15 protein-coding genes are annotated in these 19,375 nt (G+C 72.5%); 3 read left to right on the top strand and 12 right to left on the bottom strand.

Going from position 1 to position 19,375, the window contains the following annotated elements:
* Nucleotides 1–3 precede the first annotated feature (3 nt).
* The 4 genes from ACZ7DL_RS10465 to hrcA all read right to left on the bottom strand — a co-directional run bounded on the left by ACZ7DL_RS10465 (nt 4) and on the right by hrcA (nt 4,188).
* Nucleotides 4–750, bottom strand: a complete 747-nt coding sequence (locus tag ACZ7DL_RS10465; RefSeq protein ID WP_470773115.1) for a 16S rRNA (uracil(1498)-N(3))-methyltransferase — start codon at nt 748–750, stop codon at nt 4–6.
* A complete protein-coding gene (locus tag ACZ7DL_RS10460; protein ID WP_470773114.1) occupies nt 747–1,823 on the bottom strand; it encodes a nitronate monooxygenase in 1,077 nt (358 codons plus the stop codon). Before ACZ7DL_RS10460 ends, ACZ7DL_RS10465 begins: the two co-directional genes overlap by 4 nt.
* A gap of 211 nt (nt 1,824–2,034) precedes the next feature.
* Nucleotides 2,035–3,171, bottom strand: a complete 1,137-nt coding sequence (dnaJ, locus tag ACZ7DL_RS10455) for a molecular chaperone DnaJ (protein ID WP_470773112.1) — start codon at nt 3,169–3,171, stop codon at nt 2,035–2,037.
* Nucleotides 3,172–4,188, bottom strand: coding sequence for a heat-inducible transcriptional repressor HrcA (gene hrcA, locus ACZ7DL_RS10450; RefSeq protein ID WP_470773110.1), 1,017 nt, complete (start codon nt 4,186–4,188; stop codon nt 3,172–3,174). It abuts the gene before it with no gap.
* Between the two features lie 171 nt (nt 4,189–4,359).
* Between hrcA and ACZ7DL_RS10445 the strand changes: the two genes are divergently transcribed.
* Entirely contained in the window at nt 4,360–5,082 is a 723-nt protein-coding gene (locus ACZ7DL_RS10445; RefSeq protein WP_470773108.1) for an MBL fold metallo-hydrolase, read from the top strand.
* Between the two features lie 68 nt (nt 5,083–5,150).
* Nucleotides 5,151–5,963, top strand: a complete 813-nt coding sequence (locus tag ACZ7DL_RS10440; protein ID WP_470773106.1) for a DUF3097 domain-containing protein — start codon at nt 5,151–5,153, stop codon at nt 5,961–5,963.
* Between the two features lie 61 nt (nt 5,964–6,024).
* Here ACZ7DL_RS10440 and hemW read toward each other — a convergent pair whose 3' ends face one another.
* From hemW to lepA, 4 genes are all read right to left on the bottom strand, one after another.
* On the bottom strand, nt 6,025–7,257 hold the full coding sequence (gene hemW / locus ACZ7DL_RS10435; RefSeq protein WP_470773104.1) for a radical SAM family heme chaperone HemW: 1,233 nt from the start codon (nt 7,255–7,257) through the stop codon (nt 6,025–6,027).
* A 27-nt stretch (nt 7,258–7,284) separates the two neighbouring features.
* Nucleotides 7,285–9,105, bottom strand: coding sequence for a SpoIIE family protein phosphatase (locus ACZ7DL_RS10430; protein WP_470773577.1), 1,821 nt, complete (start codon nt 9,103–9,105; stop codon nt 7,285–7,287).
* Between the two features lie 204 nt (nt 9,106–9,309).
* Nucleotides 9,310–11,184, bottom strand: a complete 1,875-nt coding sequence (locus ACZ7DL_RS10425; RefSeq protein ID WP_470773102.1) for an AMP-dependent synthetase/ligase — start codon at nt 11,182–11,184, stop codon at nt 9,310–9,312.
* 261 nt (nt 11,185–11,445) lie between these two features.
* Nucleotides 11,446–13,320: a translation elongation factor 4 gene (gene lepA, locus ACZ7DL_RS10420; RefSeq protein WP_470773101.1), complete on the bottom strand. Its 1,875-nt coding sequence runs from the start codon at nt 13,318–13,320 to the stop codon at nt 11,446–11,448.
* A gap of 225 nt (nt 13,321–13,545) precedes the next feature.
* On the opposite strand from lepA, the gene rpsT reads away from it, so the two are divergent.
* Nucleotides 13,546–13,812 carry a 30S ribosomal protein S20 gene (rpsT, locus tag ACZ7DL_RS10415; RefSeq protein WP_067006864.1) on the top strand — a complete coding sequence of 89 codons (267 nt, stop codon included), beginning with the start codon at nt 13,546–13,548 and terminating at the stop codon, nt 13,810–13,812.
* A gap of 405 nt (nt 13,813–14,217) precedes the next feature.
* Here rpsT and holA read toward each other — a convergent pair whose 3' ends face one another.
* The 4 genes from holA to ACZ7DL_RS10395 all read right to left on the bottom strand — a co-directional run bounded on the left by holA (nt 14,218) and on the right by ACZ7DL_RS10395 (nt 19,325).
* Complete coding sequence (gene holA / locus ACZ7DL_RS10410) at nt 14,218–15,207, bottom strand: DNA polymerase III subunit delta (RefSeq protein WP_470773098.1); 990 nt, start codon at nt 15,205–15,207, stop codon at nt 14,218–14,220.
* 93 nt (nt 15,208–15,300) lie between these two features.
* Entirely contained in the window at nt 15,301–15,546 is a 246-nt protein-coding gene (locus ACZ7DL_RS10405; protein WP_470773096.1) for a hypothetical protein, read from the bottom strand.
* A gap of 141 nt (nt 15,547–15,687) precedes the next feature.
* Nucleotides 15,688–16,524 (bottom strand): arylamine N-acetyltransferase family protein, encoded by an 837-nt coding sequence (locus ACZ7DL_RS10400; RefSeq protein WP_470773094.1) that lies wholly within the window; start codon nt 16,522–16,524, stop codon nt 15,688–15,690.
* 38 nt (nt 16,525–16,562) lie between these two features.
* The gene (locus ACZ7DL_RS10395; RefSeq protein WP_470773092.1) at nt 16,563–19,325 is read right to left on the bottom strand and encodes a ComEC/Rec2 family competence protein; all 2,763 of its coding nucleotides are present in this window, start codon (nt 19,323–19,325) and stop codon (nt 16,563–16,565) included.
* Nucleotides 19,326–19,375 lie beyond the last annotated feature (50 nt).

Raw genomic sequence — 19,375 nt, 5'->3', positions numbered from 1 at the left:
GTGTCAGGACCAGCGGCCGGTACGGCCCAGCAGCAGGGCCGCGGCGGCGGTGCCGGCGGTGGATGTGCGCAACACGGTGGGCCCGAGGACGTACGGCTTGGCCCCCGCCTCCGCGAACAGTGCCAACTCGTCCCGGGCCACCCCTCCTTCGGGGCCGACGACGAGCACGATCTCGCCCTCGGCGGGCAGTTCCGCGGTGGCCAGCGGCTCGCTGTGGTGCTCGAAGTCGGAGTGGAGCACGGCGGCGAAGTCCGCTGCGGCGAGCAGTGCGGCCACCTGTTTGGTGGTCGCCGCGTCGGCGACCTCGGGGAAGCGGACCCGGCGGGACTGCTTGCCGGCCTCGCGGGCGGTGGACCGCCACTTGCCGAGGGCCTTCAGCCCGCGGTCGCCCCTCCACTGGGTGATGCAGCGGGCGGCCTGCCAGGGCACGATCGCGTCGACGCCGACCTCGGTCATGGTCTCGACGGCGAGTTCACCCCGGTCACCCTTGGGCAGGGCCTGGACGACGGTGATGCGGGGGCTGGGCGCCGGCTCCTCGGAGATCCCGCTCAGGTGGACGATCAGCCGGTCCTTGCCCTCGCTGCCGATCACCTCGCACACCGCGTAGCGCCCGGCGCCGTCGGTGAGGACGACCTCCTCACCGGGCTGGAGCCGCTTCACGGACACGGCGTGCCGGCCCTCGGGGCCGTCCAGGACGTACCGGTAGCCGTCCGAGTCGAAATGCTCGACGACGAAGACGGGGGCGGTCATCGCGCGTCACCTCCGGCCGACAACGCTGTCCGGGCCTCGGCGAGTTCGGCCGCCAGCACCTCCACCAGCCGTCCGGCCGGCAGCTCGCGGGCCATCCGGTGGCCCTGGCCCGCCCACAGTGCCATGCCCTGCGCGTCCCCGGCCTTGGCGGCGGCCTTGCGCAGCGGGGCGGTGAGGTGGTGGATCTCCGGGTAGGCGGCGGGGGCGTAGGGGCCGTGCTCGCGCAGGAAGCGGTTGACCAGTCCGCGGGCCGGGCGGCCGGAGAAGGCGCGGGTCAGCTCGGTGCGCGCGAACAGCGGGTCGGTCAGCGCCTGCTTGTGCTGCGCGGCGGCACCGGACTCGTGGGTGGCGAGGAAGGCGGTGCCCAGCTGGGCCGCGCTCGCGCCCGCCGCGAGGGCGGCGGCGATCTGGCTGCCGCGCATGATGCCGCCGGCGGCGACGACCGGGATGCGCACGGCCTCCCGGATCTGCGCGATCAGCGACAGCAGGCCGATGCCGGAGCCGTCGTTCTCCGGGTGGTCCCGGTGCGTGCCCTGGTGGCCGCCGGCCTCCACGCCCTGCGCGATCACCGCGTCCGCCCCGGCCCGCTCGACCGCGCGGGCCTCCTCGGCGGTGGTGGCGGTGACCAGGGTGAAGGTGCCGGCCCGGCGCAGCTTGTCGAAGACGTCCCGGCTCGGCACGCCGAAGTGGAAGGAGACCACCGGCACCGGGTTGTCGAGCAGGACGGCGAGCTTGGCGTCGTAGCCGTCGTCCCGGCCGCTGTCCGGGTCGCCCAGCTCGGTCTCGTACCAGGCGGCCTCGCCGGCCAGCTGGTGGGCGTAGACCTCGACGGCGCCGGACTCGGCGTGCTCCGGCTGGGGCATGGACACGTTCACGCCGAAGGGGCGGCTCGTGAGCCCGCGCAGCTGCTTGATCTCCTGGTACATGCCGTCGGCGGTCTTGTATCCGGCGGCGAGGAACCCGAGACCACCGGCCTCGGAGACGGCAGCGGCGAGCTGCGGGACGGAGACACCGCCCGCCATGGGGGCCTGCACGATCGGGTGGGGGAAGAGATCGGTCAGCGCGGAGGACATGACGGCATGTTGTCACGTCCTCCGTACGAGTCCGAATCCGGGCTTCCCCGGGCATAGGCCGGTGGCATACAGGGGGCCGGAGCGCCCTGTACACCGCGGCTCAGCGCCCGTGGAACGCATCCTTCAGCCGGGAGAACAGCCCCTGCTGACCTGGCCGACTGCGCCCACCCGGGGGACGACCCCCGGACCCCCAGCCACCCGCCGCCCGACGTCAGCGCCCGTTGAACGCATCCTTCAGCCGGGAGAACAGCCCCTGCTGACCTGGCTGGAACTGGCCTTGCGGCCGTTCCTCGCCGCGCAGCTTGGCCAGCTCGCGCAGCAGGCGTTCCTGATCGGGGTCGAGCTTGGTGGGGGTGGTGACCTCGACGTGCACGATCAGGTCGCCCCGGCCGCCGCCGCGCAGATGCGTGACGCCCCGGCCGTGCATCGGGATCGACTGGCCGGACTGGGTGCCGGGCCGGATGTCGACCTCTTCCAGGCCGTCCAGCGTCTCCAGCGGCACCTTGGTACCGAGGGCCGCCGCCGTCATCGGGATGGTGACCGTGCAGTGCAGGTCGTCACCGCGCCGCTGGAACATCGGGTGCGGCAGCTCGTGGATCTCGACGTACAGGTCGCCGGCCGGGCCGCCGCCGGGGCCGACCTCGCCCTCGCCGGCCAGCTGGATCCGGGTGCCGTTGTCGACACCGGCCGGGATCTTCACGGTGAGCGTGCGACGCGAGCGGACGCGGCCGTCGCCGGCGCACTCCGGGCACGGGGTCGGCACCACCGTGCCGAAACCCTGGCACTGGGGGCAGGGCCGCGAGGTCATGACCTGGCCCAGGAAGGACCGGGTGACCTGCGAGACCTCACCGCGGCCGCGGCACATGTCGCACGTCTGGGCGGACGTGCCCGGGGCCGCGCCCTCACCGCTGCACGTGCTGCACACGACGGCGGTGTCCACCTGGATGTCCTTGGTGGTCCCGAAGGCCGCCTCGTCCAGCTCGACCTCGATCCGGATCATCGCGTCCTGGCCGCGCCGCGTGCGCGAGCGCGGCCCGCGCTGCGACGCCGTACCGAAGAACGCGTCCATGATGTCGGAGAAGTTGCCGAAGCCACCGGCGCCGAAGCCGCCCGCGCCCGCCCCGCCCGACTGGGAGAGCGGGTCGCCGCCGAGGTCGTAGACCTGCTTCTTCTGCGGGTCCGACAGCACCTCGTAAGCGGCGTTGATCTCCTTGAACCGCTCCTGGGTCTTCGGATCGGGGTTGACGTCCGGGTGCAGCTCGCGCGCGAGCCGGCGGAACGCCTTCTTGATCTCATCCTGCGACGCGTCGCGGCGCACGCCGAGAACGGCGTAGTAGTCCGTGGCCACTTACGACTCCGCCAGGATCTGTCCGACGTACCGTGCCACTGCGCGTACCGCTCCCATCGTTCCCGGATAGTCCATGCGGGTCGGTCCGACCACGCCGAGCTTGGCAACCGCCTCGCCGCCCGAACCGTAACCGACCGACACCACAGAGGTGGAGTTGAGTCCTTCATGGGCGTTCTCGTGGCCGATGCGCACGGTCACGCCCGGGTCCTTCGCCTCGCCCAGGAGCTTGAGGAGCACGACCTGCTCCTCCAGTGCCTCCAGGACGGGCCGGATCGTGAGGGGGAAGTCGTGTCCGAAACGGGTGAGATTGGCGGTACCGCCGATCATCAGCCGCTCCTCGTTCTCCTCGACGAGTGTCTCCAGGAGAGTGGAGAGCACCGTGGAGACCGTACCGCGATCCTCGGGCTCGAAAGCCTCCGGCAGGTCCTCGACCAGCTTCGGCACGTCCGTGAACCGGCGGCCCGCGACCCGGCTGTTCAGCCGCGCCCGCAGATCCGCCAGCGAGGTCTCGCCGAAGGGCGCCGGGCAGTCGACCATCCGCTGCTCGACCCGGCCGGTGTCCGTGATCAGCACGAGCATCACGCGCGCGGGAGCGAGCGAGAGCAGCTCGACGTGCCGGACCGTGGACCGGGTCAGGGACGGATACTGCACGACGGCGACCTGCCGCGTGAGCTGCGCGAGCAGCCGGACGGTCCGCGCCACCACGTCGTCGAGGTCGACGGCGCCCTCCAGGAAGTTCTGGATCGCCCGCCGCTCGGGCGCGGTCATCGGCTTCACGCCCGCGAGCTTGTCCACGAACAGCCGGTAGCCCTTGTCGGTGGGGATGCGCCCCGCACTGGTGTGCGGCTGGGCGATGAATCCCTCGTCCTCCAGGGCCGCCATGTCGTTGCGGACGGTCGCCGGGGAGACACCGAGGTTGTGCCGCTCGGTGAGCGCCTTGGAACCGACCGGCTCCTCGGTGCCCACATAGTCCTGGACGATGGCGCGCAGTACCTGAAGCCTGCGTTCACTCAGCATTCGCGCGCACCTCCAGCACGTCGTCCCCTCGTCCCTTTCGTCCCTTCGGGTCGTCCGCCTGGCACTCTTCCCATGCGAGTGCCAGCGTTCCCCGGCCCAGTGTACGGCTGTCGGGTACACACTGGGCAAGGTCGGGCTGCCGTACCGGGTCGTACCGCTAGCGTCGCCGGTATGACCGTGACTTGGGAAGAGCTGGGGTGGGAACGGCTGGCCGCGGGGGTGGGGCGGTGCCGGCTGCCCGGCTGGGACTGCACCGCCGGCCTGGTGATCGGCGCGGGTACGGCGCTCATGGTGGACGCCGGATCGAGCCTGACCGAGGGGGCGCGGCTGCGGGCGCAGGCAGAGGAACTGGCCGACGGCCGTGTGACCCATCTCGCGCTGACCCATCCCCACTTCGACCACGTCTTCGGGGCGCCCGCGTTCCCCGGCGTACAGGCGTACGCGGCGGTGGGCCTGGACGCGGTGCTGGCGTACGAGCGCGAGGAGCTGCGCCTGGACGCGCTCCGCAACGGTCTGCCGGCCACGGACGCGGAGGAGGCGGTGGAGGCGCTGGTCCCGCCCGGGCACCTGGTCTCCGGCGAGTGGACCCTCGACCTCGGCGACGGCCGGCAGGCGCTGCTGGCCAACGTGGGCCCCGGCCACACCGCGCACGACCTGGCGGTCCTGGTGCCCGGCGATCCGGAGGTGGTCTTCTGCGGTGACCTGGTGGAGGAGTCCGGCGAGCCGCAGGCGGGCCCGGACGCGGTCCCGTCCCGCTGGCCGGACGCGCTCGACCGGCTGCTGGCGCTCGGCGGCGAGGAGGCGGTGTACGTGCCCGGTCACGGCACGGTGGTGGACGCGGGCTTCGTGCGCCGCCAACGGGACGCCCTGGCAGTCCGGTTCGGCGTGATCTGAGCCGTCCCCGGAGGCCGGTCCCGGCGTGTCGTGCGCCTCGGCGGGCGACTTCTCCTATCGTCGTGCGAATGCGCCAGTACTCCCCCGACCTCACCCCGCCGTGGAAGAAGCCGAAGCCCGTGCCGGAGGTTCCGGCCGAGCCGGGTCTGGTGGTGGAGGAGCCCGGCACCGGGTTCTGCGGGGCGGTGATCCGCTGCGAGGCCGGCACGGTGACCCTGGAGGACCGCTTCGGCAAGCACCGGGTGTTCCCGCTGGAGCCGCGCGGCTTCCTGCTGGAGGGGCGGGCGGTGACACTGGTCCGGCCGCCGTCCGGTCCGCTGCGGCCGACCCGTACGGCGTCCGGTTCGGTCGCCGTCCCGCAGGCACGCGCGCGCGTGGCCCGCGCCGGCCGCATCTACGTCGAGGGTCGGCACGACGCCGAGCTGGTCGAGAAGGTCTGGGGTGACGACCTGCGCGTCGAGGGCGTGGTCGTGGAGTACCTGGAGGGTGTGGACGACCTGCCGGCGATCGTGGAGTCCTTCGCTCCGGGCCCGGACGCCCGCCTGGGCGTACTGGTGGACCACCTGGTGCCGGGGACGAAGGAGTGGCGGATCGCGCAGTCGGTGACCAGCGAACACGCGCTGGTGGTCGGCCACCCCTACATCGACATCTGGCAGGCGGTGAAGCCGGCGTCACTGGGCATCCCGGCGTGGCCGACGGTGCCGAAGGGTCAGGACTGGAAGACGGGCGTGTGCCGGGCGCTGGGCTGGCCCTCGGAGAACACCGGGGCGGTATGGCAGGCGATCCTGCAGCGGGTGGGTTCCTACAAGGACCTGGAGCCGGAGCTGCTGGGGCGGGTGGAGGAGCTGATCGATTTCGTCACGGCGGGCGGTGCCGCCTGACTCCCGTACAGCAGGTCAGGGAACGAACCGGCGTTCCGGGGGGATGCGCTCGCCGGAGTGATCAGTCCACCAGGTCCCGCACCACCGCGTCCGCCAGCAGCCGCCCACGCAGCGTCAGCACGGCCCGCCCCTCCTCGTACGGCCCCTCCTGAAGGAGTCCGTCCCCCAGCGCGCGCCGGGCAGCCACGAGGCCGTCCTCCTTCAGCAGGGACAGCGGCACCCCCTCCCGCAGCCGCAGCTCCAGCAGGATCCGCTCCACCCGCCGGTCCTCCTCGGACAGCAGCTCGCGGCCCGCGCCCGGGGAGCGGCCGGAGGCGAGGGCGGCCGCGTACGCGCCCGGATGCTTCACGTTCCACCAGCGCACCCCGCCCACGTGCGAGTGCGCCCCCGGTCCTGCCCCCCACCAGTCGGCGCCCCGCCAGTACAGCTCGTTGTGCAGGCAGCGGCCCGCCTCGGAGGTGGCCCAGTTGGAGACCTCGTACCAGTCGAAGCCCGCCCGGCTCAGCATCTCCTCGGCGATCAGGTAGCGGTCGGCGTGGACGTCGTCGTCGGTCGTCGGGATCTCGCCCCGGCGGATCCGGCGGGCGAGCTGGGTTCCCTCCTCCACGATGAGCGCGTAGGCGCTGACGTGGTCGGGGCCGGCGCTCAGGGCGGCCTCCAGGGACGCCCGCCAGTCGTCGTCCGACTCCCCCGGCGTGCCGTAGATCAGGTCCAGGTTGACGTGGTCGAAGCCCGCGGCCTTCGCCTCCGCCACACACGCCTCGGGGCGGCCGGGGGTGTGGGTCCGGTCGAGGATCTTCAGCACATGCTGCTTCGCGCTCTGCATGCCGAAGGAGAGCCGGTTGAAACCGCCCTCGCGGAGGGTGGTGAGGTACGCGGGGTCGACGGACTCCGGGTTCGCCTCCGTGGTGATCTCGGCGTCCGGGGCGAGCCCGAACTCGTCGCGGATCACGCCCAGCATCCTTACCAGGTCGTCGGCGGCCAGCAGGGTCGGCGTACCGCCGCCGACGAAGACCGTGCGGACCTGGCGCGGGTCGTCGCCCAGCACCTTCCGGGCCAGCCGGATCTCGTCCGCCAGCGTGTCCGCGTAGTTGTCCCGGGAGGCGAGCACCCCGCCCGTGCCGCGCAGCTCGGTGGCGGTGTACGTGTTGAAGTCGCAGTAGCCGCAGCGGGTCGCGCAGTACGGGACGTGCAGGTAGAAGCCGAGCGGGCGGTCGGCCGCCCCGGCGAGCGCGTGCGCGGGCAGCGCGCCGTCGGCGGGGACGGGCTCGCCGTCGGGGAGTGCGGAAGGCATGCCTTCCATTGTCCAGCACCGAGGGCGTCACTCCGCCTGGAGCACCAGCAGGGCCAGGTCGTCCTCGGGCAGTCCGCCGCCGAAGTCGTGGACGAGGCGGCGGATCCGTTCGGCGATCTGCTCGGCGCTGAGCCCGGCGCAGCCCGCCAGGGCGCGGGCGAGCCCGTCGCCGTCGTCGAACTGGCGGGAGCCGGACCGGCGCTCGGTCACCCCGTCGGTGACGCACAGCAGGCTGTCGCCGGGCCACAGCTCCAGGGTCTCGCTGGTGTACGTCTCGTCCTCCACGACGCCGAGCAGCGTCTGCGGGCGGGCGGCGGTGCGCACGCTGCCGTCGGGGCTGAGCACGAGCGGCAGCGGGTGGCCGGCGGAGGCGAGGGTGCAGCGGACCCCGCGGTCGTGGGGCGTCAGCTCGCCGTACAGGAGGGAGAGGAAGCGGGTCTGCGGGCCGTCCCCGGTGGCCAGGGGCCGGCCGCCGACGGCGACCAGGGCACGGGCGGCGGCGTCGGCGGCCTCGGTGGCGTCGTCCAGCAGCAGCTGGTTGAGCCGGTCCAGGACGTCGGCGACCCGGTAGCCCTCGCGGGCGAGGAGACGCAGCCAGGGGCGGGCGAGGCCGATCACCACGGCCGCCTCCGGGCCCTTGCCCTGGACGTCGCCGACGGCGAAGCACCAGCGGCCGTCGCCCGCCGGGAACAGGTCGTAGAAGTCGCCGCTCGGGCCGCCCTTGTCGCAGGGCTCGTAGACGAGCGCGCTGCGCACGCCGGGGATCTCGGCGACCGCGCCGGGCAGCAGGCCGCGCTGGAGGACGGCGCTGATGGTGGCCTGGCGGGCGTACTGGCGGGCCGCGCCGATGGCGAGCGCGACCCGCCGGCCGAGGTCCTCCACCAGACCGGTGACCTCCTCGGGAAAGCCGGCCGGGCAGCTCCGGCCGATGACCAGCGTGCCGAGCGGCCGACCGCCCGCGATCAGCCGGTACGACAGCGCCGTGCCGTGGGCGCCCTGCGGGCCGAGCGCATGGCCGGGCCAGGGGTAGGGCTCGGGTCCGGAGCGCAGCCCGTCCGGCGGGCACGGCGGCTCTTTCTCCAGGGCGCACCGCAGCTCCTCGATGCGGGCCTCGCTGGCGTGCCAGACCCGGGCGGGTCCGCCGCCGGCGCGGCCGCGCACGCTCGCCTCGTCCTCCAGCCAGATCGCGCACCAGTCGGCGAGCCGGGGCACGATCAGCTGGCCGGTGAGCGCGGCGACCAGGTTCTCGTCCAGCTGACCGGCGAGCAGGTCGGACGCCTCGGCGAGGAAGGACAGCGCGCCCCGGCCGAGCCAGTCCCGGTCGCCGTCGACGCGGTGCGGCTGCGGGGCGAGGTCCTCGGCGACCTCCAGGGCGGGGTCCGGGGCGGGTCCGTCCAGGGCATCGCTGCCGCCCGGGGGCAGCCGCGCCCACACGGTCTTGGCGCCGGTGCGGTAGGTGACGCCCCAGGACTCGGCGAGCGTGGCGACGAGCCGGAGGCCGCGGCCGTACTCGGGGGTGTCGTACGCCCCCTCGCCGCCGGTGGCGTCCCGCGGGGCCCGGGAGGGGTGCTGGTCCTGGACCTCGACCACCAACGCGCCGGTCTCCTCCAGCCGCCATTCGACCTGCACGTCGGTACCGGCGTGCACGACGGCGTTGGTGACCAGCTCGCTCACCACGGCCATGGCGTCGTCGGCCAGCCGCGCGGAGACCCCGGGCGCCTTCTCCAGCGCGACACGCACCAGCGTGCGAGCCGAGCCCGGGGCGAGGGGGCTCCCGGGCAGCGTGGCCCGCCCTCTCGTCTCCCCGGGCTCGGTGTCGCTCTCCCGCTGCGTCGGTATGGCGGCCATGTCCATGCCGCCAGGGTGACAGACCGGGGGCAGCCGTGAGCGCTGAGTCACCGAAGCGGGCGGTAATGGCCGAGAACCGTGCTACGCGTGCGCCAGAAGACGGAAACTTTCGAGCGCTGGTGAGCGGGAAAGGGCGCGGGGTGTGCGCGGCCGTCGGTGGGTCCTCCGCCGCCGGACGCGCCACCCCTCGCCCCGCCGGGGGCGCTACCCCTCCCTGCTCCCGGCGTACATCTCGTCGATGAGGTCCTTGTACACCCGTTCGACCACCGGCCGCTTCAGCTTCAGGCTCGGCGTGATCTCGCCGTGCTCCACATCGAGGTCCCGCGGCAGCAGCCGGAACTTCTTGATGGTCTGCCAGCGCTGGAGCCCGGCGTTGAGCTGCTGCACGTACCCGTCGACCATCTCGACCGTCTGCGGCGCGGCGACGATCTCGGCGTACGAGCGGCCCTCCAGGCCGTTCTCCTTCGCCCACTCCTGGATCGCGAGCTCGTCCAGGGCGATGAGGGCGGTGCAGTAGTTCCGGTCGGCACCGTGCACCAGGATGTTGGAGACGTACGGGCACACGGCCTTGAAATGGCCCTCGACCTCGGCCGGAGCGACGTACTTGCCACCCGAGGTCTTGATGAGGTCCTTCTTGCGGTCGGTGATGCGCAGGTAGCCGTCGGGCGACAGCTCGCCGATGTCACCGGTGTGGAACCAGCCGTCGGACTCCAGCACCTCGGCGGTCTTCTCGGGCAGCTTGTGGTAGCCCTCCATGATGCCGGGCCCGCGCAGCAGGATCTCACCGTCGTCGGCGATCCGCACCTCGCAGCCGGCCAGCGGCTTGCCGACCGTGCCGGTGCGGTAGGCCTCGCCGGGGTTGACGAAGGAGGCCGCGGAGGTCTCGGTGAGGCCGTAACCCTCCAGGATGTGGATGCCGGCGCCGGCGAAGAAGTAGCCGATCTCGGGCGCGAGCGCGGAGGCGCCGGAGACACAGGCCCGCAGCCGGCCGCCGAACGCCTCGCGGAGCTTGGCGAAGACGAGGGTGTCGGCCACCTTGTGCTTGGCGGCGAGCCCGAACGGCACGGAGGCGGTGCCGGTGCGCCGGAAGTTGTCCTGGCTGGTCCTGGCGTACTCGCGGGCGACCTCGGCGGCCCACTGGAAGATCTTGTACTTGGCCGCGCCGCCCTCACGGGCCTTGGCCGCGACGCCGTTGTAGACCTTCTCGAAGATGCGCGGCACGGCCGCCATGTACGTCGGCTGCACCACCGGCAGGTTCTCGATGATCTTGTCGACCCGGCCGTCGACGGCGGTGAGGTGACCGACCTCGATCTGCCCGGAGATGAGCACCTTGGCGAAGACGTGCGCGAGCGGCAGCCACAGGTACTGCACGTCCGCGCCGCTGATCAGCCCGGTCGCGGCGATGGCCTTCGCCATGTACGACCAGTTGTCGTGCGGCAGGCGCACCCCCTTGGGGCGGCCGGTGGTGCCGGAGGTGTAGATGAGGGTGGCGAGCTGTTCCTTGGTGATCGCGCCGACCCGCTCCTTGATCAGCTGGGGGTGCGTCTCCAGGTAGGCGGCGCCACGCTTTTCCAGCTCGGCGAGGGTGGTCACCCATTCGTCCGGCTCGACGCCGGTCGGGTCGATGACGACGACCTTGGTCAGGTCGGGCAGCTCGGCGCGCTTCTCGAGGGCCTTGGCGAGCTGGGCCGCGTCCTCGGCGATCAGCACGCGGCTCTGGGAGTCGCCGAGGATGAACGCGGACTCGTCGGCGTTGGTCTGCGGGTAGATGGTCGTGGTGGCGCCGCCCGCACACATGATGCCGAGGTCGGCGAGGAGCCACTCGACGCGGGTGGAGCAGGCGAGCGACACCCGCTGCTCGGGCTGGAGGCCCAGGTCGATGAGTCCGGCCGCGATGGCGTACACCCGCTCGGCCGTCTGCGCCCAGCTGAGCGACTTCCAGTCATCGGGGCCCTGACCGGTGGCGGGCGGGACGGGGTAGCGGTATGCCTCGGCGTCCGGCGTGGCCGCCACGCGCTCCAGGAAGAGGGCCGCCACGGACGGCGGACGGTTCTCGATCAGGGTCTGTGTGTCGCTCACGACATCCTCCGGGGGCCCGCGACAGCGCGGCTGACTCGGTGCGGCTGGGTTAACTCACGGTGGGGTTTCGGGCTGTTGTTTAACTCGCGAGTAACTATCGAGCAGGCATCAGGGTAAGGCGCGACCGCCCGCTGCGTAAGGGGCAACGGCCTGTCACTTTTCACCGAGAGCGACGCCACACACGCGCGAGGGCCCGCCGCACTTTCGTACGGCGGGCCCCCACATGCCCGGATTGCGGACGTAACCGGTTGTTACCTCTGGTTACTTCTTGCCCTTGGCCGACCCCGCGCTGTCATCGCTGGACAGGACGGCGATGAAGGCTTCCTGCGGAACCTCCACGGAACCCACCATCTTCATCCGCTTCTTGCCTTCCTTCTGCTTCTCCAGCAGCTTCCGCTTACGGGAGATGTCACCGCCGTAGCACTTGGCGAGGACGTCCTTGCGGATGGCGCGGATGGTCTCGCGGGCGATGACCCGGGAACCGATGGCGGCCTGGATCGGCACCTCGAAGGCCTGCCGCGGGATGAGCTCGCGCAGCTTGGCGACGAGCCGCACACCGTACGCGTACGCGGCGTCCTTGTGGGTGATCGCCGAGAAGGCGTCCACCTTGTCGCCGTGCAGCAGGATGTCCACCTTGACCAGGCTGGAGGTCTGCTCGCCGGTGGGCTCGTAGTCCAGCGACGCGTAACCGCGTGTCTTCGACTTCAGCTGGTCGAAGAAGTCGAAGACGATCTCGGCGAGCGGGAGCGTGTAGCGGATCTCGACCCGGTCCTCGGAGAGGTAGTCCATGCCGAGCAGGGTGCCGCGCCGGGTCTGGCACAACTCCATGATCGAGCCGATGAACTCGGTCGGCGCCAGGATGGTGGCGCGCACGACCGGCTCGTACACCTCGCTGATCTTCCCCTCGGGGAACTCGCTCGGGTTGGTGACGATGTGCTCGCTGCGGTCCTCCATGACCACGCGGTAGACCACGTTGGGCGCGGTGGCGATCAGATCGAGCCCGAACTCGCGCTCCAGCCGCTCACGGATCACATCGAGGTGCAGCAGCCCGAGGAAACCGACGCGGAAGCCGAAGCCGAGGGCGGCGGAGGTCTCCGGCTCGTAGACCAGCGCGGCGTCGTTGAGCTGCAGCTTGTCCAGGGCCTCGCGCAGCTCGGGGTAGTCGGAGCCGTCCAGCGGGTACAGACCGGAGAAGACCATCGGCTTGGGGTCCTTGTACCCGCCGAGGGCCTCGGTGGCGCCCTTGTGCTGGCTGGTGACGGTGTCACCGACCTTGGACTGCCGGACGTCCTTCACACCGGTGATGAGGTAACCCACCTCACCGACGCCGAGGCCGTCCGCCGGCAGCATCTCGGGCGAGTTGGTGCCGATCTCCAGCAGCTCGTGCGTGGCGCCGGTGGACATCATCCGGATCCGCTCGCGCCTGTTGAGCTGGCCGTCGATGACACGGACGTACGTCACGACGCCGCGGTACGAGTCGTAGACCGAGTCGAAGATCATCGCGCGGGCGGGGGCGTCGGCGACACCGACCGGCGCCGGGATCTCCTTGACGACCTTGTTCAGCAGCGCGTCGACGCCGAGGCCGGTCTTCGCGGAGACCTTGAGCACGTCCGCCGGGTCGCAGCCGACCAGGTTCGCCAGCTCCTCGGCGAACTTCTCCGGCTGCGCGGCCGGCAGGTCGATCTTGTTCAGCACCGGGATGATCGTGAGGTCGTTCTCCATCGCCAGGTAGAGGTTGGCGAGGGTCTGCGCCTCGATGCCCTGGGCGGCGTCGACGAGGAGGATGGTCCCCTCGCAGGCGGCCAGCGACCGCGAGACCTCATAGGTGAAGTCGACGTGCCCCGGGGTGTCGATCATGTTGAGGATGTGGGTCGTGCCCTGGTCGGGGCCCTCGGTGGGGGCCCAGGGCAGACGCACCGCCTGGGACTTGATCGTGATGCCGCGCTCGCGCTCGATGTCCATCCGGTCGAGGTACTGAGCGCGCATCTGCCGCTGCTCGACCACACCGGTCAGCTGGAGCATCCGGTCGGCGAGCGTGGACTTGCCGTGGTCGATGTGCGCGATGATGCAGAAGTTGCGGATCAGAGCCGGGGCGGTACGGCTCGGCTCGGGCACATGGTTAGGGGTCGCGGGCACGCAGGGTCCTGTCTCTTGAGGCGCCTTATGCCTCGGGTCGGATCGTTACGTAGTCTCCATGGTCCCACGCGGAGGGACCGGGGGCCGTTTTGGGCCGTCCGGAGGGCCACTGGTACTGTAGATGGCTGTGCCTCATGCCCTCTCAGCGCGAGGCGCAACAGAAAATTTTGGATCACCGGTACGGGACCCGTGCGGCCCCGCACCTGAACCTGAAAAGGCTCCTTCGTGGCGAACATCAAGTCCCAGATCAAGCGGATCAAGACCAACGAGAAGGCTCGGCTGCGCAACAAGGCCGTCAAGTCCTCCCTGAAGACCGCGATCCGCAAGGCTCGCGAGGCCGCTGCCGCGGGTGACGTCGAGAAGGCCACCGAGCTGCAGCGCGCTGCCGCGCGTGCGCTCGACAAGGCCGTCTCGAAGGGCGTCATCCACAAGAACCAGGCCGCCAACAAGAAGTCGGCGCTTGCTTCCAAGGTCACGTCCCTCAAGGGCTGAACTCCTTTCTGATCTGACCGCCGGACGGACCCAGAGCGGGCCCTCTCTCATCCGCTCCCGCCCGGCACCCTCGGACTCGTACGCGGCCTGCGTTCGCCACGCGGGTACGAGTCCAACAGCGTGAACCAGGACCCCGGCACCTTGCCCTTCCCCAGGGCGGCTGCCGGGGTTTTCGGTTGCCCTGCTTCGATCCGAGGTGGGAATTGCCTAGGTCGGAATTGCTCAGGTGGGTACTGCCGAGGTGGGACCTGCCGAGTCGGGACCTGCCGAGTCGGGGTCGGAGCCACCGAGGCGGGTGGGAGCTGCCGAGCCGGTCGGGAGCCACCGACTCGGGTGGGGGGTGGGCAGTGCGAGGCCGGGCTCCGGGGGCGGAGCCCGCGGCGGGACTTCGGCGGAGCCGGTCGGCTACCCGCGCCCGCGGGACCGGGCAGCCTGCGCGATCACCACGACCGCCTTCTCCAACGCGTACTCGGGGTCGTCGCCCCCGCCCTTCACGCCCGCGTCTGCCTCCGCGACCGCCCGCAACGCCACCGCGACCCCGTCCGGCGTCCAGCCCCGCATCTGCTGCCGGACCCGGTCGATCTTCCACGGCGGCATACCCAGCTCGCGCGCCAGATCGGCCGGGCGGCCACCCCGGGCCGAGGACAGCTTCCCGATCGCCCGCACGCCCTGCGCCAGCGCGCTGGTGATCATCACTGGGGCCACACCCGTGGCCAGCGACCATCTGAGCGCTTCCAGCGCCTCCGCCGTACGTCCCTCCACGGCCCGGTCGGCGACCGTGAAGCTGGAGGCCTCGGCACGCCCCGTGTAGTACCGCCCGACGACCGCCTCGTCGATCGTCCCTTCCACGTCGGCGACCAGCTGGGAGACCGCCGAGGCCAGCTCCCGCAGGTCACTCCCGATGGCGTCGCAGAGGGTCTGGCACGCCTCGGGTGTGGCCGACCGCCCGAACGAACGGAACTCCCCCCGCACGAAGGCCAGCCGGTCCGCCGGCTTGGTCATCTTCGGACAGGCCACCTCCCGCGCCCCTGCCTTGCGCGCGGCGTCCAGCAGCCCCTTGCCCTTGGCGCCGCCGGCGTGCAGCAGCACCAGCGTGATCTCCTCGGCGGGCGAACCGAGATACGCCTTCACGTCCTTGACCGTGTCGGCGGACAGGTCCTGCGCGTTGCGTACGACCACGACCTTGCGCTCGGCGAAGAGCGACGGGCTCGTCAGCTCGGCGAGTGTGCCGGGCTGGAGCTGGTCCGGGGTCAGGTCACGTACGTCCGTGTCGGTGTCGGCGGCCTTGGCGGCGGCCACCACCTCCTGCACGGCACGGTCGAGCAGGAGGTCCTCCTGGCCCACGGCGAGTGTCACCGGGGCGAGAGGGTCGTCATTCGCAGTCTTCCTGGCCATCACTGACAGCATCCCACGCGGCACTGACAACGAACCGACCCCGGCACCCTGACCGGTCCCGGAGCGGGCCCCGAGCCCGTCTCGGGGTCGGGGTCACGGCTCCTCGCGCCAGCCGTCCCACTCCCCCGCGAACGCGTCCAGCTCGGCCGGGTCGAGCCGCTCGTCCTCGTCCCGCAGGACCACCAGCCACTGGGCGTCCTCGGCATCGTCCTCGCCGGCCAGAGCGTCCCGGACGAGCCGGGGTTCCTCGTCGATGCCGAACCGCTCCCTCAGCGCCTCGGCCGCCTCCTCGGCGGCGTCGCGGTCGGGCAGCACCAGCACGTGTCTCACATCGCTCACGGGCCCATTCTCCGGCACCGGGCGGGCCCCGAAAGGCGAGGTCAGCTCTGGTGCTGGTGCCGTATCCCGGTCCTCGCGCCGAGCGCGTGCCCCGGGCCCTCGCCGTCAGCCTTTGGGCACGATCTGCACGTCGACGTCGAATCAGGCGCGCGGGTCAGGGTTTCGCACAGTCGGTACACAGCTCAACTCGATCCCGAACGACTCCCGGTAGACCGCCAGCACCTCCTCGTCCGTCTCCAGCTCCCGCGCCTCGTGCGTGCCGTCCGCGCCGGTCGTCTTCAGCCTGCGCCCGCTGAGCGTGATCCGCCCGCCGTCCTCGGTGACCCGTGAACAGACCAGCGACCGGGTGAAGTGCGACTGCGGCGAGGTGCTGTGCCACCAGGCGCCGGCAGCGAAGTCACCGAGCACCCGGGGCCGGGTCTCCAGCCGGTACTGCGGCTTGCCGTCCCGCAGGACGTCCAGGTCCCCGGCGCCCGGCGCGTCCCCGCCGCGTATCCCGGCCGGATCCGGCCCGGCGTCCGCCACCTGGAAGCTCCCACCGGGGTCGTCCTGCTCCCCGCGTTCCGCCAGGGCCAGCGGGTAGTGGCTGTGCGCCCCGAACCCGACATCGGCGAGCCAGGTGTCCCCCTCCGCCGTTCGCACCCGCAGCGCGAGATGGTCGTAAGGGATCCCGAGCCGCCCCTCGTCGCCGTACACACGCCCCGCGAGCAGCTCCGCCTGGTACCCGAGGGCGGTGAGCAACGTCCCGAACGCGCCGTTGAGTTCGTAGCAGAAGCCGCCCCTGCGGGCCTCGGTCACCTTGTCCAGCAGCCGCTTCTCGTCCAGGGCGATCTCCTCTCCGAGGTGGACCGACAGGTTCTCGAAGGGGACGGTCAGCAGATGACGCAGGTGCAGCTCGCGCAGCGCCTCGCTGGTGGGCCTCTGCGGGCGCGCGATTCCGAGCCTGCGGAGGTAGGCGTCCAACTGTGCTGATTTCATGAGCCCAGTCTGGGCGACCGCCGGGCATCGCTGTCCTCCTAGTCCTCTCTCGTCACCCGGATCTCCCCGTCCTTCCCTCCGGTCCCGCCGACCGCGAGCGCCCCGTCCCGGTCGGTGCGCAGGACCACCGCGCCGCCGGCCCGCAGCGCGGCCAGGGTTGCCGGTGCCGGGTGGCCATAGGGGTTGCCGACGCCGGCGGAGACGAGCGCCACCCTGGGCGCAGCGAGCCTTGTCAGCTCCGGGTCCTGATAGGCCGAGCCATGATGGGCCACCTTCAGGACGTCCACTCTGGCCAGCCCGGCCGCCGCCGGGGACCGCAGCAACGCCTGCTGGGCCGGGGGTTCGAGGTCGCCGAGCAACAGCAGCCGCAGCCCGCCCGTACGCACGAGCAGCGCGACGCTGGCGTCGTTCGGACCCTCGGGCTCGAAGCCGGCGCCCGGCCGGACCGGGGGCACCCGGGTGCCTGAGGACAGCCGGCTCCCGGGGGACAGCTGTGCGCCGGAGGACAGTGGCGGGCTCTGTGGAGGAGGCCACAGGACCCGCCAGGTGAGCGGTCCGGTGCGCCGTTCCTCTCCCGCGACAGCCGTCGTGACCGGGATGTGCCGTTCAGCGGCCTGCCTTCGGACGAACTCGGCCTGGTCCGCCGGTTCCGGGAAGCCCGTGGTCTCGATCGCGGCCACCGAGCGGCCCCGCAGGACGCCGGGCAGGCCCGCCACATGGTCGGCGTGGAAGTGGGTGAGGACGAGGAGGGGAACGCGAGTGATGCCCAGCTGCCGCAGGCAGTCATCGACCAGGGCCGGATCCGGCCCGGCGTCCACGACCACCCCGGCACCCTCGCCCGCCGCCAGCACGGTCGCGTCGCCCTGTCCGACATCACACATCGCGAAACGCCAGCCCGGTGGCGGCCAGCCCGTGATCACTCGGGTCAGCGGCACCGGCCGCGTCACCAGCACCACGACCAGCAGCACGACGAGCACGGCCCACCCCGGGTGCCGCAGCAGCCTCCGGCCGGCCAGGACGACGGCCACGGTGACCGCCGCGAGGGCCAGTGCCCCCGGCCAGCTTCCCGGCCAGTCCACTCCGGCGCCGGGCAGCGCCGCCCCGGCCCGGGCCACTCCGGCGATCCACCCCGCCGGCCAACCCGCGCACCAGGCCAGCGCCTTGGCGACCGGCATGGCCCACGGCGCCGTCGCGAGCGCCGCGAACCCCAGCACCGTGGCCGGCGCCACCGCCACCTCGGCCAGCAGGTTGCACGGCACCGCCACCAGGCTCACCCGGGCCGACAGCACCGCCACGACCGGTGCGCACACGGCCTGCGCGGCGGCAGCCGCCGCCAGCGCCTCGGCGAGCCTCGGGGGCACCCGGCGCCGGCGCAACGCCTCGCTCCAGCCAGGCGCCAGCACCAGCAGTGCGCCGGTGGCCAGTACGGACAGCAGGAAGCCGTAACTGCGGGCCAGCCACGGGTCGTACAGCACCAGCAGCAGGACGGCCGTGGCCAGGGCCGGGACCAGGGATCGGCGCCGCCCGGTGGCCAGGGCGAGCAGCGCGACCCCGCCACAGGCGGCAGCCCGCAGGACGCTGAGGTCGGGCCGGGCGACCATCACGAAGCCCAGCGTGAGCGCTCCCGCGAGCAGGGCGGTCGCCCGCAGGGAGAGCCCCAGGCGTGGGGCCAGGCCACGGCGTTCGGCCCGTTGGGCCAGGCCGGGCGGTCCGATGAGCAGCGCCAGCAGGACCGTGAGATTGCTGCCGGAGACGGCGAGCGTGTGCGTCAGGTCCGTGGCCTTGAAGGCGTCGTCCAGCTCGGGCGTGATCCGCGAGGTGTCCCCGACGACCAGCCCGGGAAGCAGCGCCCGCGCGTCTCCGGGCAGGTCTTCGGTGGCGTCCCGGAGGCCGGCTCTGAGCCGCCCCGCCAGCCGTTGCGCCCTGTTCGGCCCCGCGACGATCCGCGGCTCCGGCCGACCGCGCACCCGCAGCACGGCCGCGGTCCGGTCACCACCCGTCTGCGCGGGCGCCAGCCGTCCGGCCACCTGAAGCCGCGTGGAGGGCAGCAGCCCGAGCCAGGCGGCACGCCCGCCGTGCGCCGGCTGCTCAGCGGCGGTCGGCGGCAGCTCGGCGTTCCGGGTCCCCTCGGCACTCCCGTCAGGTGCCGGAACGTCCGCGTCGACGATCAGCAGCACGGGCGTCCGGATCCGCTCACGCCGCCCGTCGGCCTCCTCGATGCTCCGCAGCTCGGCCCTCGCCAGCACCGCCACGGGCGCCGCACGATCGCCGCGCACCCGGGGCCTGCTCAGCCAGGGGTCGCCGGTCATCTCGACCTCCGCGGTGACGGTCGCGAACCGCCGGGCCAGGTCGGGCACCGGCCCACGCCGCACGTCAGCCCCGTGCAGCCCGGCGGACGCGGCTGCCGCTGCGGCACAGAGCAGCACCGCGGCGACGGCGGCCCGCGCCCAGCCGAACCGGCCACGCACCCACCCAGCCCACCTCGCCCCTCCTTCTCGCCCCGGGCGTGCCGCCTCTCCTCGCGGACTCGGCCCAACCGGCCCGACGCGCCCAGCCTGCCCGGCTCGTCCGGCGCCCACGGCCCAGCCGGCCCGCGGGGCTCGTCGGACGCCCACGCCCCAGCCGGGTTGCCCGCCCCGTGCGGCTCGCCCGCCCCGTCCCGGCCGTCGCACCGACAGCAGGAGAAGCCCGCAGGCCAGGCAGACGACGGCGGTCCCGGCGGTCCAGGCCGCTGGTGCGTCCAGAGTCAGGGCCGCCGTGGCCCAGGCCACGAGCGCGGGCGGCACCAGGCGGAGGTCCATGGGGTCGCTCCGGCCTGGGTGCGCGGTCGCGGGCTGCTCAGGCCCAGTGC

This window comes from Streptomyces sp. NPDC036984 (assembly GCF_055607665.1).
The sequence above is the reverse complement of the archived record's forward strand: the minus strand, read 5'-3'. Positions and strand labels throughout refer to the sequence as shown.

Bases quoted from the DNA above. Each gene is read 5' to 3' on its own strand.
- ACZ7DL_RS10465 (WP_470773115.1), bottom strand. From the start codon at position 750: ATGACCGCCCCCGTCTTCGTCGTCGAGCATTTCGACTCGGACGGCTAC.
- ACZ7DL_RS10460 (WP_470773114.1), bottom strand. From the start codon at position 1,823: ATGTCCTCCGCGCTGACCGATCTCTTCCCCCACCCGATCGTGCAGGCC.
- hrcA (WP_470773110.1), bottom strand. From the start codon at position 4,188: ATGCTGAGTGAACGCAGGCTTCAGGTACTGCGCGCCATCGTCCAGGAC.
- ACZ7DL_RS10445 (WP_470773108.1), top strand. From the start codon at position 4,360: ATGACCGTGACTTGGGAAGAGCTGGGGTGGGAACGGCTGGCCGCGGGG.
- ACZ7DL_RS10440 (WP_470773106.1), top strand. From the start codon at position 5,151: ATGCGCCAGTACTCCCCCGACCTCACCCCGCCGTGGAAGAAGCCGAAG.
- hemW (WP_470773104.1), bottom strand. From the start codon at position 7,257: ATGCCTTCCGCACTCCCCGACGGCGAGCCCGTCCCCGCCGACGGCGCG.
- ACZ7DL_RS10430 (WP_470773577.1), bottom strand. From the start codon at position 9,105: ATGGCCGCCATACCGACGCAGCGGGAGAGCGACACCGAGCCCGGGGAG.
- holA (WP_470773098.1), bottom strand. From the start codon at position 15,207: ATGGCCAGGAAGACTGCGAATGACGACCCTCTCGCCCCGGTGACACTC.
- ACZ7DL_RS10400 (WP_470773094.1), bottom strand. From the start codon at position 16,524: ATGAAATCAGCACAGTTGGACGCCTACCTCCGCAGGCTCGGAATCGCG.
- ACZ7DL_RS10395 (WP_470773092.1), bottom strand. From the start codon at position 19,325: ATGGACCTCCGCCTGGTGCCGCCCGCGCTCGTGGCCTGGGCCACGGCG.